The sequence below is a fragment of the Winslowiella sp. 2C04 genome (genome assembly GCF_050037805.1).
GTDB lineage: Bacteria > Pseudomonadota > Gammaproteobacteria > Enterobacterales > Enterobacteriaceae > Erwinia > Erwinia toletana_A.
In genome coordinates this window covers 3,107,411-3,123,858 of sequence record NZ_CP188300.1, presented here as the reverse complement: position 1 = coordinate 3,123,858, position 16,448 = coordinate 3,107,411, and the positions used below count along the sequence as shown (strand labels likewise).

General features: G+C 51.2%; 17 protein-coding genes. 11 read left to right on the top strand and 6 right to left on the bottom strand.

The features are described 5' to 3' along the window. Positions 1–41: 41 nt before the first annotated feature. Positions 42–962, top strand: coding sequence for a glutathione ABC transporter permease GsiC (gene gsiC, locus ACP3TC_RS14030; RefSeq protein ID WP_426816677.1), 921 nt, complete (start codon positions 42–44; stop codon positions 960–962). A gap of 9 nt (positions 963–971) precedes the next feature. Continuing rightward, positions 972–1,877, top strand: coding sequence for a glutathione ABC transporter permease GsiD (gene gsiD / locus ACP3TC_RS14025; RefSeq protein ID WP_426816676.1), 906 nt, complete (start codon positions 972–974; stop codon positions 1,875–1,877). 75 nt (positions 1,878–1,952) lie between these two features. On the opposite strand, the gene ACP3TC_RS14020 is transcribed toward gsiD, so the two are convergent. Continuing rightward, on the bottom strand, positions 1,953–2,213 hold the full coding sequence (locus ACP3TC_RS14020) for a hypothetical protein (protein WP_313856689.1): 261 nt from the start codon (positions 2,211–2,213) through the stop codon (positions 1,953–1,955). Between the two features lie 333 nt (positions 2,214–2,546). On the opposite strand from ACP3TC_RS14020, the gene ACP3TC_RS14015 reads away from it, so the two are divergent. Both ACP3TC_RS14015 and ACP3TC_RS14010 read left to right on the top strand, forming a co-directional pair. Further along, complete coding sequence (locus tag ACP3TC_RS14015; protein WP_313856691.1) at positions 2,547–3,215, top strand: DUF3313 domain-containing protein; 669 nt, start codon at positions 2,547–2,549, stop codon at positions 3,213–3,215. 117 nt (positions 3,216–3,332) lie between these two features. Beyond that, on the top strand, positions 3,333–4,445 hold the full coding sequence (locus ACP3TC_RS14010) for a PQQ-dependent sugar dehydrogenase (protein WP_313856692.1): 1,113 nt from the start codon (positions 3,333–3,335) through the stop codon (positions 4,443–4,445). Positions 4,446–4,484: 39 nt separating this feature from the next. Here the strand turns inward: ACP3TC_RS14010 and ACP3TC_RS14005 are convergent, their stop codons facing one another. After that, the gene (locus tag ACP3TC_RS14005; protein WP_426816675.1) at positions 4,485–5,141 is read right to left on the bottom strand and encodes an HAD family hydrolase; all 657 of its coding nucleotides are present in this window, start codon (positions 5,139–5,141) and stop codon (positions 4,485–4,487) included. A 279-nt stretch (positions 5,142–5,420) separates the two neighbouring features. Here ACP3TC_RS14005 and ACP3TC_RS14000 point away from each other — a divergent pair, with 279 nt between their 5' ends. Then, positions 5,421–6,626 (top strand): serine hydrolase, encoded by a 1,206-nt coding sequence (locus tag ACP3TC_RS14000; protein WP_313856695.1) that lies wholly within the window; start codon positions 5,421–5,423, stop codon positions 6,624–6,626. Between the two features lie 33 nt (positions 6,627–6,659). Here the strand turns inward: ACP3TC_RS14000 and ACP3TC_RS13995 are convergent, their stop codons facing one another. The 3 genes from ACP3TC_RS13995 to ACP3TC_RS13985 all read right to left on the bottom strand — a co-directional run bounded on the left by ACP3TC_RS13995 (position 6,660) and on the right by ACP3TC_RS13985 (position 11,235). Next, complete coding sequence (locus ACP3TC_RS13995; RefSeq protein WP_313856696.1) at positions 6,660–7,946, bottom strand: HAAAP family serine/threonine permease; 1,287 nt, start codon at positions 7,944–7,946, stop codon at positions 6,660–6,662. Between the two features lie 578 nt (positions 7,947–8,524). Continuing rightward, the gene (ybjG, locus tag ACP3TC_RS13990) at positions 8,525–9,130 is read right to left on the bottom strand and encodes an undecaprenyl-diphosphate phosphatase (RefSeq protein WP_313856698.1); all 606 of its coding nucleotides are present in this window, start codon (positions 9,128–9,130) and stop codon (positions 8,525–8,527) included. A gap of 416 nt (positions 9,131–9,546) precedes the next feature. Beyond that, positions 9,547–11,235 carry an aspartate:alanine antiporter gene (locus tag ACP3TC_RS13985; RefSeq protein ID WP_313856699.1) on the bottom strand — a complete coding sequence of 563 codons (1,689 nt, stop codon included), beginning with the start codon at positions 11,233–11,235 and terminating at the stop codon, positions 9,547–9,549. Positions 11,236–11,495: 260 nt separating this feature from the next. On the opposite strand from ACP3TC_RS13985, the gene ybjM reads away from it, so the two are divergent. Further along, positions 11,496–11,870, top strand: coding sequence for an inner membrane protein YbjM (ybjM, locus tag ACP3TC_RS13980; RefSeq protein WP_313856700.1), 375 nt, complete (start codon positions 11,496–11,498; stop codon positions 11,868–11,870). Between the two features lie 51 nt (positions 11,871–11,921). Here the strand turns inward: ybjM and ACP3TC_RS13975 are convergent, their stop codons facing one another. Next, a complete protein-coding gene (locus tag ACP3TC_RS13975) occupies positions 11,922–12,188 on the bottom strand; it encodes a GrxA family glutaredoxin (RefSeq protein WP_313856702.1) in 267 nt (88 codons plus the stop codon). 209 nt (positions 12,189–12,397) lie between these two features. Between ACP3TC_RS13975 and ACP3TC_RS13970 the strand changes: the two genes are divergently transcribed. From ACP3TC_RS13970 to potF, 5 genes are all read left to right on the top strand, one after another. Next, positions 12,398–12,688: a YbjC family protein gene (locus ACP3TC_RS13970; protein ID WP_313856703.1), complete on the top strand. Its 291-nt coding sequence runs from the start codon at positions 12,398–12,400 to the stop codon at positions 12,686–12,688. After that, entirely contained in the window at positions 12,672–13,394 is a 723-nt protein-coding gene (gene nfsA / locus ACP3TC_RS13965; protein ID WP_313856704.1) for an oxygen-insensitive NADPH nitroreductase, read from the top strand. Before ACP3TC_RS13970 ends, nfsA begins: the two co-directional genes overlap by 17 nt. Before the next feature lie 22 nt (positions 13,395–13,416). Beyond that, entirely contained in the window at positions 13,417–14,319 is a 903-nt protein-coding gene (gene rimK / locus ACP3TC_RS13960; protein WP_313856705.1) for a 30S ribosomal protein S6--L-glutamate ligase, read from the top strand. An 87-nt stretch (positions 14,320–14,406) separates the two neighbouring features. After that, the gene (locus tag ACP3TC_RS13955; RefSeq protein WP_313856707.1) at positions 14,407–14,886 is read left to right on the top strand and encodes a YbjN domain-containing protein; all 480 of its coding nucleotides are present in this window, start codon (positions 14,407–14,409) and stop codon (positions 14,884–14,886) included. 380 nt (positions 14,887–15,266) lie between these two features. Next, the gene (gene potF, locus ACP3TC_RS13950) at positions 15,267–16,376 is read left to right on the top strand and encodes a spermidine/putrescine ABC transporter substrate-binding protein PotF (protein ID WP_313856708.1); all 1,110 of its coding nucleotides are present in this window, start codon (positions 15,267–15,269) and stop codon (positions 16,374–16,376) included. The last annotated feature ends 72 nt before the right edge of the window (positions 16,377–16,448 follow it).

The window sequence follows — 16,448 nt, the reverse complement described above, 5'->3', positions numbered from 1 at the left end:
CCAGTCCGTCAGGGCTGGCGTGGTAACGGGCAGGATAATGCATGCTTAATTATTTTATCAAACGCTTACTGGGGCTGATTCCAACGCTGCTGATTGTGGCGGTACTGGTATTCCTGTTTGTTCATATGCTGCCGGGCAATCCGGCGCGGCTGATTGCCGGACCGGAAGCCGACGCCTCGGTGGTCGAGATGGTGCGCCAGCAGCTGGGCCTCGATCAGCCGCTGCCGCAGCAGTTCTGGCAGTTTATTCTTAATGCGTTGCAGGGCGATTTTGGTCAGTCGATGGTATCGAAACGCCCGGTTTCCGAAGAGATTGCTTCACGCTTTATGCCAACGCTGTGGCTGACGCTCTCCAGCATGGTATGGGCGGTCATTTTTGGTATGGCGATTGGCGTGCTCTCTGCCGTATGGCGTAACCGCTGGCCGGATCGTCTCGGTATGACGCTGGCGGTTTCCGGTATTTCCTTTCCCGCTTTCGCCCTCGGCATGCTGCTGATGCAGGTGTTCTCAGTAAAGTTAGGCTGGCTGCCAACCGTCGGTGCCGACAGCTGGAAACACTATATTTTACCTTCGATTACGCTTGGCGCGGCGGTGGCTGCCGTGATGGCCCGTTTTACCCGCGCCTCGTTTGTTGAAGTGATGCAGGAAGACTATATGCGCACCGCGCGTGCCAAAGGGATACGCGAATCGCTGGTGGTGGTAAAACATGGGCTGCGCAATGCGATGATCCCGGTGGTCACCATGATGGGGCTGCAATTCGGTTTTCTGCTCGGCGGCTCGATCGTGGTTGAAGTGGTATTTAACTGGCCGGGACTCGGGCGGTTATTAGTCGATTCTGTTGAGATGCGCGACTATCCGGTGATTCAGGCCGAGGTATTGCTCTTTTCGCTGGAGTTTATCTTGATCAATTTGATCGTCGATATGCTGTATGCCGCCATCAACCCGGCAATTCGCTACAAATAAGGAGTCGCAATGAAAAACTGGCGACGTGAAGCGGCACTGAGCGCAATGCCAACAGTGAAAGAAAATCGCGTGCGCACGCCGTGGCGGGAGTTCTGGCGACGTTTTCGTCGTCAGCATGTGGCGATGATTGCCGCGCTATTTGTACTGTTACTGCTGATAGTGGCATTTATCGCGCCGTGGATTGTACCCTACGATGCTGAAAACTATTTTGACTACGACCGGCTTAACCAGGGGCCGTCAATGATGCACTTTCTGGGCGTCGATTCGCTCGGGCGGGATATTTTTAGCCGGGTACTGGTCGGTACGCAGATTTCATTAATTGCCGGTTTCTTTTCGGTGGCAATCGGTGCAGCTATCGGTACGGTGCTCGGCCTGCTGGCCGGTTACTATGAGGGTTGGTGGGATCGCCTGATTATGCGCATCTGTGATGTGCTGTTTGCCTTTCCGGGGATTTTGCTGGCAATTGCCGTGGTGGCGATTATGGGCAGCGGCATGTCCAATGTGATTGTGGCGGTAGCGATATTCAGTATTCCTGCCTTTGCCCGACTGGTGCGCGGCAATACGCTGGTGCTCAAACATCTGACGTTTATCGAGTCGGCACGCAGTATTGGTGCATCCGACTTTACTATTATTATGCGTCATATTTTGCCGGGCACGGTCTCATCAATAGTGGTCTATTTCACCATGCGCATCGGCACCTCGATTATTACTGCCGCCAGCCTGTCATTCCTTGGTCTCGGCGCTCAGCCGCCAACGCCAGAGTGGGGCGCAATGCTTAACGAAGCGCGTGCAGATATGGTGATTGCGCCGCACGTGGCGATATTTCCGAGCCTGGCGATATTTCTTACGGTGCTGGCATTTAATTTGCTGGGTGATGGTTTGCGCGATGCGCTCGATCCGAAATTAAAAAACTGATGCAGCATCTTATCGGATATTAAATCGAGTGGCGGCCAGGCAATATCGGCGGGAATTATCCCGCCGATAGCTAACTTAACGCACTTTATTTGACTGAGATAATACGCTGGCCGCCAGACTGCGGGTTAACGCATCGGATTCAGGATTGGTTAATGCGGAAGACGCTTTGCCCTCCATCTCTTTACCGCTCTCTTTATCGGTCCGCGATTGCGCGAGGGCGGAACCCGCCAGGCTTTTTTGTATCGCAGTGGCATCCGGGTTTTTTAGCGTTTGCGCCGCGACGCTGGCAATCCGCCCGGAGGTTTTTTTGGTATTTTTGCTGTCATTCATAATCATTATTTCCCTATTAGTTTATACATCTCCTTGGTTAAGCGCGCCGGATCTGGCTGGCTTAACCCCTAAAGTATAAAATAACAACGCTTAAAAAAGCACCAGTCTTGTCATTTATTTACCGACGTATCATTTTTCAGAAAAACGCCATGGTAATAATCTGTTACGGGTAAGTGCTGATAATATCGATGAAATATAATGTTATGGCTAATTAACATTGCCCACCGGACTTTATCTGCTGCCGTTGAACGAATTTGCTGGCTGGTTAATTATTTGCACTCTATCTATGATGAAGAGGTTATTCATTTAATCACCGCTTCACTTCACAAAGGAACGTCTATGTTCATTCAGCGTAAAATGCTGCTGGCATCAGTGGTAGCTGTTAGTGTTGTGCTTGCTGGCTGTACCTCTAAAGTCGCGGATACCAGACAATTCTCCGGATTTTTACCCGACTATAGTCAATTACGAGCCACGCAGTCGGCATCCGGGCAGGACACCCTGCGCTGGATCTCACCGGACTTCAAAGAGAGTGATTATCGCGGTATCGTTTTTACTCCGGTGATTTACTATCCGGCAGCGGCACCGAATGCCCGCGTCAGCCAGGCCACGCTTGATCAAATCAGAAATTATACCGATCAACAACTCAGAGCGGCGGTAGCCAAACGTAAACCGCTGGTAAAAGAGGCCGGGCCAGCCACGCTGATCATGAAAACCGCCATCACTGCGGTAACCGCAGAGAATGAAGGTGTGCAGTTTTACGAAGTGATACCGATTGGTGCAGTGATTGCCGGAACCATGGCAGCAGCAGGGCACCGCACTCAGCAGAGTACGCTGTTTCTTGAAGTCCTGCTGATTGATGCGCAAAGCGGTAAGCCGATGGTTAAAATCGTGCGTAAGGGAATTGGCAAAAATATCGCTAACAGCAATACGCCAATTAACTTTGAAGATTTAAGACAGCCAATTAACAGTATGGTTAATGACACGGTGAACTTTCAGTCAGATCATTAAGTTTTTGTAAAAATGGATGCTTGCAGGTTCCTTCGAGCTAACGTTAAAGCCTCAGTCGCTGTCATTGCGCGTAAGACCGCGCGAACTTCAACATCGGATGGTTACCCGGAGGAACCTATGCCACGCCTGCTGTCGACCCTGATTGTCAGTACCTCACTGCTGTTTTCCGCTTCGCTAATGGCGGCAGAGGTTACCGTAGAACAGCTGCAAGATAAGTTGGATCACCCGTGGGCATTGGCTTTTCTGCCCGGCAAAGCGGATATTTTAATCACTGAGCGTTCCGGTCAGCTGCGTTTGTGGCATCCACAGAACGGCCTGTCTGAACCTATTACGGGAGTGCCGAAGGTCTGGGCGCACCGCCAGGGCGGGCTACTGGATGTGGTGCTGGCTCCTGACTTTGGGCAAAGCCGCCGGGTCTGGCTGAGCTTTACCGAAGCAGGCGTCAATGGCGGTGCCGGTGCCTCGGTAGGTTATGGGATACTGAGCGAAGATAACCGTCAGCTGAAGGACTTTAAGGTGGTGCTGCGCCAGCAGCCTCAGCTCTCCAGCGGAGCCAATCTCGGCACCCGTATGGCGTTTGATCGTGATGGCTATCTGTATATTGTATTTGGCGATAATTTTCACAGCGCCACCGCGCAGGATCTGAGTAAGCTGCAGGGCAAAATGGTCCGGCTGACCGCCGACGGTGAAGTTCCGAAAGATAATCCGTTTGTTGGCCGCGAAAATGCGCGTGCTGAAATCTGGGCCTGGGGTTTGCGCAATCCACAGGGGGTGGCATTTAATCCATGGACGCAGCAGATATGGGAAAGTGAACACGGCGCGCGCGGCGGTGATGAAGTCAATATTATTGAGAAAGGTAAAAACTACGGCTGGCCGCTGGCGACCTGGGGGCTGGACTACAGTGGTGAAAAAGTGCCGGAATCCAAAGGCGGTGAAGTTGAAGGAACGGAACAGCCGATCTTCTGGTGGAAAGTGTCACCTGCTATCAGCGGGATGGCGTTCTATAACAGTGCAAAATTCCCGACGTGGAAAAACTCGCTGTTTATTGGCGCGTTGAAACAGCAAAGCCTGATTCGTCTGACGATAAACGGTGAGAAGGTGACTGAGCAGGAACGTCTGCTGGAGGATCGCCACGAACGTATTCGTGATGTGCGCGTCGGGCCGGACGGCTTCCTTTACGTCCTGACCGATGAAAGCGATGGCAAATTGCTGAAAGTCGGATTGAAATAACTCAGCGAGGTGGCCAGTTGCCCCTGGTCACCTGCCGGATTATTTTACCCAGCGACACACTTCCCAGCCGCGCCCCAGCGCTTCCTGATGCAGCCGGTCATCCGGATTAATCACACAGGCATGGTCTGCCTGTTCCAGCAGCGGGATGTCATTCATTGAGTCGCTGTAGGCCCAGGTGCGATGGAAAGTTTGCCCGGTCTGACGGGATTTCCAGTCGGCCAGTCGGCTGACTTTGCCCTCTTTATAGGTCATAGTGCCGTAAGTCAGACCGCTGTACCGTTCATCGACGATTTCAACGCCCACCGCCAGCGCGCCATGAGCGCCCAGTTGTTGCGCAATCGGTGCCACCAGGTGCTCGCCACTGGCAGAAATCACCAGAATGGTATCGCCACGCTGTTGATGCCACGCCAGACGCTCGCGTGCGTCCGGATAGACCCGTGGCAGAATATCGCGCTGAACAAAGCGGCGTATCCAGCCGGATACCGTCAGCGTCGCCATTCCTGACAGCGGGGCGAGGGTGGTATTCATATACTCTTCCATCGACAGCGTGCCCTGATAATACTGGGCCATCAGTTCCTGCTCCTGCTTGAGCACTGTTTCCGGCGCAAAGCCCTGCGATACCAGCCAGCGTAGCCACAGACTGGTACTGTCTTCGCAAATCAGCGTCTCATCAAGGTCGAAAAGGGCTAAATCCATGGTGACTCTCCTCAGGCAACTGATCTCAGGTTAGCGGATTTTTGTGACAGCCTTAACTGATCTGCGAAAAATTCAGAATCACACCCATTTCATCTGGTCGGAAATCAGGCAGAAATTACGCTGTTTCGCAGCAAAGCCCAGATTTATCTAATAAACTCTAAAAAACTTTACGGTCATACTGTTTTTTTCAGTTAGCCGAAAGGTTAGCGTAGTAGGTTAAGTGCTGTTGGATAACATCATGAAACCTTTAAAATTTTAAATGGATACTCTGGTCACGTCATGAACAAAACTCGCCTCTTCGCCAGTGTCCGGGCACTGGCTGCCAGCACTACCCTGATTGTGATAACAACCTCTTTCGCTCGCGCTGAGCAAGCCCCTGCGGCACCGCAGATTGATGCTAAAGCATGGATTTTAATGGATTATGCCAGTGGTAAAGTGCTGGCCGAGTCCGGTGCTGATGAGCGGCTTGATCCCGCCAGCCTGACCAAAATGATGGCCAGTTATGTTATCGGGCAAGCGATCAAAACCGGAAAAATCAGCAACGATGATTTAGTAACCGTCGGTAAAGATGCCTGGGCTACCGGTAACCCTGTTCTGCAAGGCTCCTCACTGATGTTCCTGAAACCAGGCGACCGTATACCGGTATCTGAACTGAACAAAGGTATCGTCATTCAGTCCGGTAATGATGCCAGTATCGCGCTGGCCGATTACGTCGCCGGCAGTCAGGACTCTTTTGTTGGCCTGATGAACAACTATGTTAAAGCACTTGGTCTGCAAAACACCCACTTCAAAACCGTTCACGGCCTCGATTCCGATGGGCAGTATAGTACCGCACGCGATATGGCACTGATTGGCCAGGCGCTGATCCGTGATGTGCCGGAAGAGTACGCGCTGCATAAAGAAAAAGAGTTTACCTTCAACAAAATTCGCCAGCATAACCGTAATCGTCTGCTGTGGAGCAGCAATCTGCAGGTGGATGGAATTAAAACCGGCCACACTTCAGGGGCGGGAAATAACCTGGTGGCTTCAGCCACCGAAGGGGATATGCGGCTGATTTCTGTGGTGCTGGGTGCCGCAACTGACAGTATTCGTTTCCGCGAAAGTGAAAAGTTGCTGACGTGGGGCTTCCGTTTCTGGGAAACCGTGACGCCAATTAAGGCCAACACGGCATTTTCTACCCAGCGGGTATGGTTTGGCGACAGTAAGCAGGTCAAGCTGGGCGTTGAGAAAGATGCCGCACTGACCATCCCGAAAGGTCAGATGAAGAATATGAAGGCCAGCTTTACCCTGACGTCACCGCAGCTACAGGCGCCGTTAAAGAAATATCAGCAGGTAGGAACCATCGACTTCCAGCTTAACGGTAAGACTATTGAGCAGCGTCCGCTGGTAGTACTGGATGAGGTGCAGGAGGGGGGCTTCTTCAGCCGTATCTGGGACTTTGTGATGATGAAGCTGGATGGTTGGTTTGGAAAGTGGTTTTCCTGATTAAAACGGGCGGCTAAGCGCCGCCCGCGAACCTTATCCTACCAGGTTAAACAGAATTCCCGAAATCGCCACCAGGCCGATCAGTACCACAAACACGTTACTGGCCGCGCCGCTGTATTTGCGCATCGCCGGAACCTTGTTGATTGCGTACATCGGCATCAGGAACAGCAATACTGCGATAATCGGACCACCAAGGGTTTCAATCATCCCGAGAATGCTTGGGTTCCAGCTGGCAACAATCCAGGTGGTTACCAGCATAAACAGCGCAGTGAAACGGTTAAGTTTGTTCTCGCTAATCTGCTTGCCGCGACCGCGCAGCGATTTCACCACCAGACCGTTAAAACCTTCACGAGCTCCCAGATAGTGACCAAGGAAGGATTTGGTAATCGCCACGATGGCAATAATCGGTGCCAGCCACGCCATCATTGGCGTATTAAAGTGGTTAGCCAGATACGAAAGAATCGAAATATTCTGCTGTTTTGCTTCTGCCAGGTTTTCCGGTGTCAGGCTGAGTACGCAGCTAAAGACAAAAAACATCACCGTTATCACCATCATCAGATGGCTGAAAGCCAGGATGCGAGAGCATTTAGGCTCGGCCTGATCGCCATACTCTTCACGCTTCGCTACGGCGAAAGCAGAGATAATCGGGGAGTGGTTAAAGGAGAAAACCATCACCGGGATTGCCAGCCATAACGTCATGAGCAGACCGTTGCCACTGCCTGCCAGTGAAACATTGTCGAAAATCGCGCTGCTCCAGTTAGGGATTAACCACACCGCCAACAGCATCAGCACTGCGACAAATGGGAACACCAGCAGACTCATGGTTTTGACAATGATATCTTTACCAAAGCGCACGATGGTCATCAGGCCAATCAACAAAATCAGTGCCAGTAATGCACGCGGCGGTGATTGCAGATGCAGCTGATGGGTAATAAAGCTGTCGACGGTATTGGTGATTGCCACGCTGTAGACCAGCAGGATTGGATAGATGGCAAGGAAGTAGAGCAGGGTGATCAGCTTACCGGCACCGACGCCGAAATGTTCTTCCACCACCTCAGTGATATCTGCGCCAGGCTTGCTGCCAGACAGCACAAAACGACACAGGCCGCGATGCGCGTAGTAGGTCATCGGGAAAGCCAGCACCGCCATAATAATCAGCGGAATAAGCCCGCCAATCCCGGCGTTAATCGGCAGAAACAGTACGCCTGCGCCGATGGCCGTGCCGTATAAACCCAACATCCACATGGTGTCACTTTTACGCCACGCCATCACACTTTGCTGTTTATCATCCGCCAAAATCGCGGTTTGAGACGAGTCCATAATCTTCTCCAGTGCTGTCCACAACAGAAAACAATCAATTATCACCCGACGATCGCGCCTGCTCATGCGCTGTAAAAATAATCGTCAACCACAGCAGTGATTAATCATCGCTATTATTTTATGGCGCACACTCTACCACCGGAATAAGCAGAAGACAGCGTTAGTTTAGCGATATCAGGTGATCAGGATCACAACTGCATTAATATTTTTAGTTAATTAAGCTGTCTTTTGCTGAAGATGTTTATTGCATGTTCTGGTTAACCGAGGATTTACAGTCTTAATAACTATATTCTAACTTTTTCTCAACTATTAAACATTGTCATTGTTGTTGATTTTATGCACAGTGAAAAAATAAAAATGATTTAAATCATGAAGTTGTATCTTTGATAAATAAATATGGCTACATAATGCGCGGGTTGCGCAACAGGATTAATAATCGTCTGACAAACAGCGCTTATTGCGCAATAAATGATGAGGTGGCAGGAAAGGTATTATTTAGCAGGAAAGGCTGAAGGAAAAAGCTAAAAATTCAACAGGCTAAAAATATTAAGACCCGCATCGCTGCGGGCCTTTCAGCATTAATCGCGGACCCAGCCTTTACGTATCGGAAAGGAGAACAGTAAACGATACAACTGACTGAGCACACTCAGCATGCGGTTACCGTAGAACTGCCACGCCAGTTGGGAGAACAGGCAACCGAGCATTCCGACCAGCAAACCGCCGATCATATCCATTGGCCAGTGCACGCCGAGGAACACGCGTGACCAGGCAATTAACACGCCCGCCAACATTAAAATCGCGCCCGACCAGCGGCGATGCCAAAACAGGAAGGAGAGTGCAAAAGTGAAAATGGTGGTGCCATGATCGCTTGGATAGGAGTAATCCGGCGCGTGTTCAAGGAACTGATGGCCGATATTGAGCGTAAAAGGGCGCGGGTGTGGAAACAGTGAGCCCAGACACCAGGAGATCGCCAGCGCATAGATCAGCGCAATACCGGTTTTCAGCACCAGCTCACGTTGCGAGGTAACACGATCTTTTGGTCCCCACAGCCATAATGCGACAATCAGCAGTGGCACAATAGCGATCAGATCTCGTGCTATAAAGGTGGCCAGCGCAAGCAACCACTGCGGCGATTCTGGTGTGGCGTTAATCCAGAGAAACAGCGTCCGGTTTAACTCTTCCATTATCAGTTATCCTCTTCCTGTTAAGCAGATGCCTGACGCATCTAAAAATGAAACGTTGCTCTGCGCATCACCGGAGAAATTCCACTGACCAGCAGCGCAAAAAAAAAGCATTAAAACGAGGGGGATAGCTTAAAATAGCGCTATTAAGTGGTAAATAGAGTTTATCCTAATCGGCGCTGATGTTGTGGTTTGGTTTAACATTAATGTCAGTTTTATGACGGTGACACGCTGAATACTTCGCGGAGCAGCAAGTTTCTCGCCCGGCATCAGTTGGGGTTCTGCAACCATTGCCCATAAAAAAACCCGCTAGTCATTTGACTAACGGGCTCCACAATTTGGGGATTTCAAAGAAAAGCAGTGGCACTAATTAAGACTGTGCGGGTAACAGAAAGTTCTCTGTCATTGATAATTATTTTTTAACCAGGCAGAAGCGGCCAGATAATCACAATAAAGGTTCCGGCCAGCGTCAATAACACATTGGCGATAGCATAGGTGCCGGCGTAGCCCAGAGCCGGAATATTGCTGCGTGCGGTATCGCTGATGATTTCCATCGCTGGCGCGCAGGTACGCGCACCCATTATCGCGCCGAACAGCAGTGCGCGGTTCATTCGTAAAACGTAAGCGCCGAACAGGAAGCAGATCACTACCGGTACTAAACTGACCGCCAGCCCGGAGAACAGCATCTGCAAGCCGGTGATGCCGAAGCCGTGCGCCATGCCGCTGCCAGCACTCAGCCCGACACCAGCCATAAACACCATCAGGCCAAACTCTTTCACCATGGTCAGCGCACCCTGCGGGATATAGCCGAAAGTCGGGTGGTTGGCGCGCAAAAAGCCGAGCATGATACCGGCAAACAGCAGTCCTGCCGCATTCCCAATACCAAAGCTAAAGCTGCTGAACTGGAAAGTGATCATGCCAATCATCAGGCCGATGATAAAGAAGGCGCAGAAGGCCAGCAGATCGGTCAACTGGCTGTGAATCGAGATAAAGCCGATGCGGTCAGCAACGGTTTTAACCCGGCGCGCTTCGCCGCTGACTTGCAGCACATCGCCTTTATTCAGCATGATGCTGTCGTCAATCGGCATCTCAATCTGGCTGCGAATCACCCGGTTGAGAAAGCAGCCGTGGTCGGTCAGCTTCAGCTGGCTGAGGCGCTTGTTCACCGCATTGTGATTTTTAACCACAATCTCTTCGGTCACGATGCGCATATCCAGCAGATCGCGGTCGAATACCTCTTTACCGTTGCGGAAACTGGTGTCGAGGCGCGAATGCGCGTCAGGATAGCCAACCAGAGAAATTTCATCCCCTTGCTGTAACACCGCATCGCCGTCCGGATTCGCCAGAATGCCGTTACGACGAATGCGTTCAATATAGCAACCGGTTTGGCGATAAATCCCCAATTCACGCAGGTTTTTGCCGTCAGCCCAGGCCACCAGTTCTGGCCCGACGCGATAGGCGCGGATCACCGGCAAATAGACTTTACGCTGGCTGTCGGTATCCAGGCCACGTTCACGGGCGATCTGCTGCGCGCTGGTCGGCAGATCCTGATGCTGTAATTTTGGCAAATAGCGTGCGCCAAATATCAGGCTGACCAGCCCGACCAAATAGGTCAGGGCGTAACCGAGGCTGAGATTATCCTGCATGATGCTGAGCGATTTGCCATCGCTGACAGTCTGGCGCAGCGTATCACCGGCACCCACCAGCACCGGCGTGGAGGTCATTGAGCCTGCCAGCATCCCGGCGGTTAAGCCGATATCCCAGCCCAGCAGTTTACCCAGGCCCAGCGCCATCGCCATTGCACTGATTACCATCACCAGCGCCAGCATCAGATAGTTTTTGCCGTCGCGAAAGAAGATTGAGAAAAAGTTTGGTCCGGCTTCTACGCCGACACAAAAAATAAATAGCATAAAGCCAAGGTTTAGCGCTTCGGTATTGATCGCGAAGTGTTGTTGTCCTAACAACAGCGATACCACTAAAACACCAATGGAATTACCCAGTTGTACAGAACCTAAGCGTAATTTACCTAAGCAAAGACCCAAAGCCAGTACGACAAATAATAACAGGATGTAATTCCCGCTTAACAATTCTGCGACGTTTATGTTCACGGCTTAACTTCTTGTTTACCAGTAACTTGTTGATAGGAGAGAATTTATGCGTTAACGTTTATCTACCCGGAACGGGCGCAGGATGCTTAAGCGTCTGGCGTTAAGGGACCTGAAAGGATAAATAAAAGCGCGCTTATTTTAAGCATTTATTTATTTTTCAGCCAGTAAAAAACAGCACACTTTTTTATTTTCTGCTGAATCTCTCCTGAATGAATTAATTTCCGGGATGGAGATCAAGGCGACTCAACCGAGGACAGGCTATGTTGCTGCAAGGCGTCCGTTTATCGGGCGTGATGATGTGTATCATGCTGTATTGCGCGGTGTTTATTATCGCCCGCTATAGCATGGCGATTGAAAGCCCCGGTGAAACGCACGTGCAGCCTGGTTTGTTGCTGTTTATCTTTCCCGGTGTGCTGGCGGGACTGTACTCGAAAGAGGCACCGCTTAGCGTGGCGCTGTGCGGCGCAATTCTCGCAACGCCAATTTGCCTGTTGCTATTGCATTCGCGTTTTGTCGTGCACGCGGGGTTCTGGCAGGAGTTTGCCTGGTATGCCAGCGCACTGTTCTGGTGTGGCTCTGGTACGCTGGTGGTGATGCTGTGGCGAGCGATAGGCGGCTCGCGTCGACGTATTTAATCAACGAAAAAAAACCGGGTGCTGAGACCCGGTTTTTTTATGCGTTACGCGTTATTGCTGGAAAAGACCAAAGTGCTCTTTCGCGTAAGCTTCGAATTCGGTGTAGCCACCAACGTGTTTCTGGTCGAGGAAAATCTGTGGCACGGTTTCGACCGGCTTACCCACCGTTTTCTCCAGATCGGCTTTGGTGATCCCTTCGGCATGAATGTCGATATAACGGAAGTTAAAATCATCACGCTCTTCAGTCAGTTTTTCTGCCAGCTCTTTTGCGCGAACACAGTAAGGGCAGCCTGGACGTCCAAAGATCACTGCAAACATAAGGTAACTCCTCAAAGGTTAGATTCTTTTCTGTGATTGTCATCACATTTTATCGATGTATGGGCCTATGATGCCCGCATCGTTAGCTGAAAGGAAGAAGGAATTGCCTGTTAATCTGATTTGCACAGGCTATGCAGAGTTATAGCAATTAAGCTTTAATAGAGCGGCGGTGCCATCAGCCGCAGCGAATGACAGACAAAGGAGAGGAAATGCGTGCATTTGGAAAGTTACCCAAAACCGTACTGGTAATGGAAGTACTGGGCATTCTGCTGCTGGGGCTGGCGATGATGTCAATTAATCAGTGGCTGTCGCTGCCTGACGGACTTAGCGGCAAAGCGGCGGCGACCATCATGATCTTTGCCGGCATTGCGCTAATGTTGCCTGCGGCCGCTACGCTGATGTGGCGAACCGCGCAGGCGTTGGCACCGCAGCTACTCGGCACGCCAAAGCGTGACAAAAAAACCACCAGACCCGGAGATTCTCATGACGCCGACCATTGATCTATTACGTTCGCATCGCTCGATTCGTGCTTTCAGCGAACAGCCGATGACTGACGCGCAGCGCGAGGCGATTATTGCCGCCGCGCAGTCGGCCTCGACCTCAAGTTTTTTACAGTGTTCCTCAATTATTCGGGTTACCGACAAAGCCCTACGCGATCGGCTGGTTGAGCTAAGCGGCGGGCAGAAGTATGTGGCGCAGGCCGCAGAATTTTGGGTGTTTTGCGGCGACTTCAATCGCCACCTGCAAATTTGCCCGGATGCGCAGCTGGGGCTGGCAGAGCAACTGCTGCTCGGCTGCGTTGATACCGCACTGATGGCGCAAAACGCCATGGTAGCGGCAGAGTCATTAGGGATGGGCGGTGTGTATATTGGTGGCATTCGTAACAATATCGACAGCGTTGGTCAGCTGCTTAAACTGCCAAAGTATGTGTTACCGCTGTTTGGTATGTGTCTCGGCTGGCCGGATCAGCAGCCGGACGTTAAACCGCGAATGCCGGCAAAAATGCTGGTGCATGAAAACAGCTACCAACCGATTGATGCTGCGCAACTGGAAGCGTATGACCAGCAACTGCTGGACTATTATCAGCAGCGCGACAGCCATCAACGCAGTGATACCTGGAGCGCGCATATTCAGCGCACCATTATTAAAGAGAGCCGCCCGTTTATCCTCGATTACCTGCACAAGCAGGGATGGGCAACGCGCTAAATCTGGCTTATGAGGCTTGCCGGTGAAAATTGCTATTTTATCCCGCGATGGTTCTCTCTACTCCTGCAAACGCCTGCTTGAAGCGGCGCAGGCGCGTGGGCACAGCGTCGAGATTATCGATCCGCTTTCATGCTATATGAATATTAATCCGGCCTCGGCGGGGGTGCATTACCGTGGCCGCCCGTTGGGCCATTTTGATGCAGTTATCCCGCGTATTGGCCCGGCGACCACCTTTTACGGCATGGCGGTATTGCGCCAGTTTGAAATGTGCGGCAGTTACCCGCTAAATGAATCGGTAGCGATTACCCGTGCGCGCGACAAGCTGCGCTCGCTGCAACTGCTGGCGCGGCAAGGCATCGATCTGCCAGTGACCGGCATTGCCCACTCTCCCGATGATACTCATGATCTGATCGAGATGGTCGGTGGCGCACCGCTGGTGGTCAAACTGGTTGAAGGCACGCAGGGTATCGGTGTGGTGCTGGCGGAAACTCGTCAGGCAGCGGAAAGTGTGATCGATGCTTTTCGCGGGCTTAACGCTCATATTCTGGTGCAGGAGTATATAAAAGAAGCACAGGGGCGCGATATTCGTTGTCTGGTGATTGGCGATCGGGTGGTCGCTGCAATTGAACGCCAGGCGAAGGAGGGCGACTTCCGTTCCAATCTGCATCGTGGTGGCACGGCGCGACCGGTTGAGATCACCGATCGCGAGCGTGAAATTGCCGTTAAAGCGGTCAGCACGCTGGGGCTGGATGTGGCGGGCGTAGATATTCTGCGCGCTGCTCGTGGGCCGCTGGTGATGGAAGTCAATGCTTCACCCGGCCTCGAAGGAGTAGAAAAAATCACCGGCAATAACATCGCCAGCCTGATGATTGAATGGATTGAACAGCAGGCTCAACCTGGTTTCAGTCTGAAAACCGGCGGCTGAGTGCCATATTTCTTCCAGGATCGTGGTGTTCACAGCACTTTTTCCGTAAGCTGTGCGCTCTTTAATTGCGGCATGAGGCAGTAGGTTATGGATTCACTCGTCGTTCCAGATATTGACGTGTTACGACGTTGGCTGGATCAGCAAAGTATCACCTGGTTTGAATGCGATGCCTGCCAGGCGCTTCATCTGCCGCATATGCAAAACTTTGACGGCGTTTTCGATGCGAAACTCGATCTGGTCGATGACGTTATTCTGTTTTCGGCACTGGCGGAAGTAAAGCCAACCGCGTTGATTCCACTGGTAGGCGATTTATCGCAGATTAATGCCAGCTCGTTGACGGTAAAAGCCTTCCTGGATATTCAGGATGATAATTTGCCGAAGCTGATTGTCTGTCAGTCAATGACGATTACGGCCGGTCTGACTTACAGTCAGTTTTCGCACTTTATGAAGCAGAGCGAAGAGCAAATTTCGATGGTGATCCTTGAAGCGTTTGCCAACAACTTATTAATAGTCGGTGAGGATGACGATCGCACCGCGACCATTACCCGCCAGTCAATGCTGCACTAAACTCTTATCTGCTGTTCAAATGCCGCTTTTTGCGGCATTTTTCATTTTTGTCCTACCAGTTTTTATTCTGCACTTTGCCCTTTATTGCCAGATATTACGCGTGGCTTATGCCGCATCTGGCATATCACAGAGATGAAACGTGCATAGAAAATCGATAAAAGGCGTTTTTTACCCTGGGGTATGGTCTGTGCCGGAATCGGGGGCTATGCTTGCGTGGCTGCATGTTGCTTGTACCAGCATAGGTTTTTTCTATTAACTGCCCGATGAATATTCATTCATTGTAAGCCTGATTTTTAACACTTTTTACTTTCAGAAAAGCGCCACCGCGATTCGCTTGTTCTGCAGAGTTGTGATGATCCCGGTTCAGGAGGAAGGAAAAGATGTTCAACCAACGCAAAAAATGGTTATCAGCTGTGGTCGCTGGCGTGCTGATGGCGGTCTCCACTGGCACGATGGCAGAACAAAAGACACTGAATGTCTATAACTGGTCTGATTATATTTCCGCAGATACCGTACCGAACTTTGAAAAACAGAGCGGTATCAAAGTGGTGTATGACGTCTTTGACTCCAATGAAGTGCTGGAAGGCTTATTAATGGTCGGCAGCTCCGGCTATGACGTGGTGGTGCCTTCTTCCAGTTTCCTCGCGCGTCAGCTGGAAGCCGGTGTGTTCCAGCCGTTGGATAAGAGTAAGCTGCCGAACTATAAAAACCTCGATCCTGAACTGATGAAGAAATTAGAACAGCACGATCCCGGTAATAAATATGCGATTCCCTATCTGTGGGCGACCACTGGCATTGGCTACAACGTCGAAAAAGTGAAGGCGGCGCTGGGCAAAGATGCGCCGGTCGACAGCTGGGATCTGGTGCTGAAACCTGAAAACCTGGAAAAACTGAAAAGCTGCGGCGTTTCGTTCCTCGATGCACCGGAAGAGATCTTCGCCACCGTACTGAACTATCTCGGCAAAGATCCAAACAGCAGCGATGCGAAAGAGTATTCCGGAGCGGCGACCGATCTGCTGTTAAAACTGCGTCCGAACATTCGTTACTTCCACTCTTCGCAATATATTAACGATCTGGCGAACGGAAATATCTGCGTCGCGGTCGGCTGGGCAGGGGATATTCTGCAAGCGAAACAGCGGGCGAAAGAAGCGAAAAATGGCGTAGATATTGCCTACAGCATTCCAAAAGAGGGCGCGCTGGCGTTCTTCGATATGCTGGCCATTCCGAAAGATGCGAAGAATGTAGATGAAGCCTATCAGTTTATTAATTATCTGATGGAGCCGAAAGTGATTGCAGATATTTCCAATAAAATGTTCTATGCCAGCGGTAATAAAGCTTCCCTGCCACTGGTCGAGGCCGACATTCGTAATAATCCGGGTATTTATCCCACCGAAGCCACCATGGCTAAACTGTTTATTCTGAAAGTGCAGGATCAGAAAATTGACCGCGTGCGCACCCGCGCATGGACTAAAGTAAAAAGTGGTCAGTAACGGATAACCACCCGCGGCCATACAGCTGATGCCAGTTCAGTAGGGGGAGCCGTTTTCGGCTCCCGTTCTGAT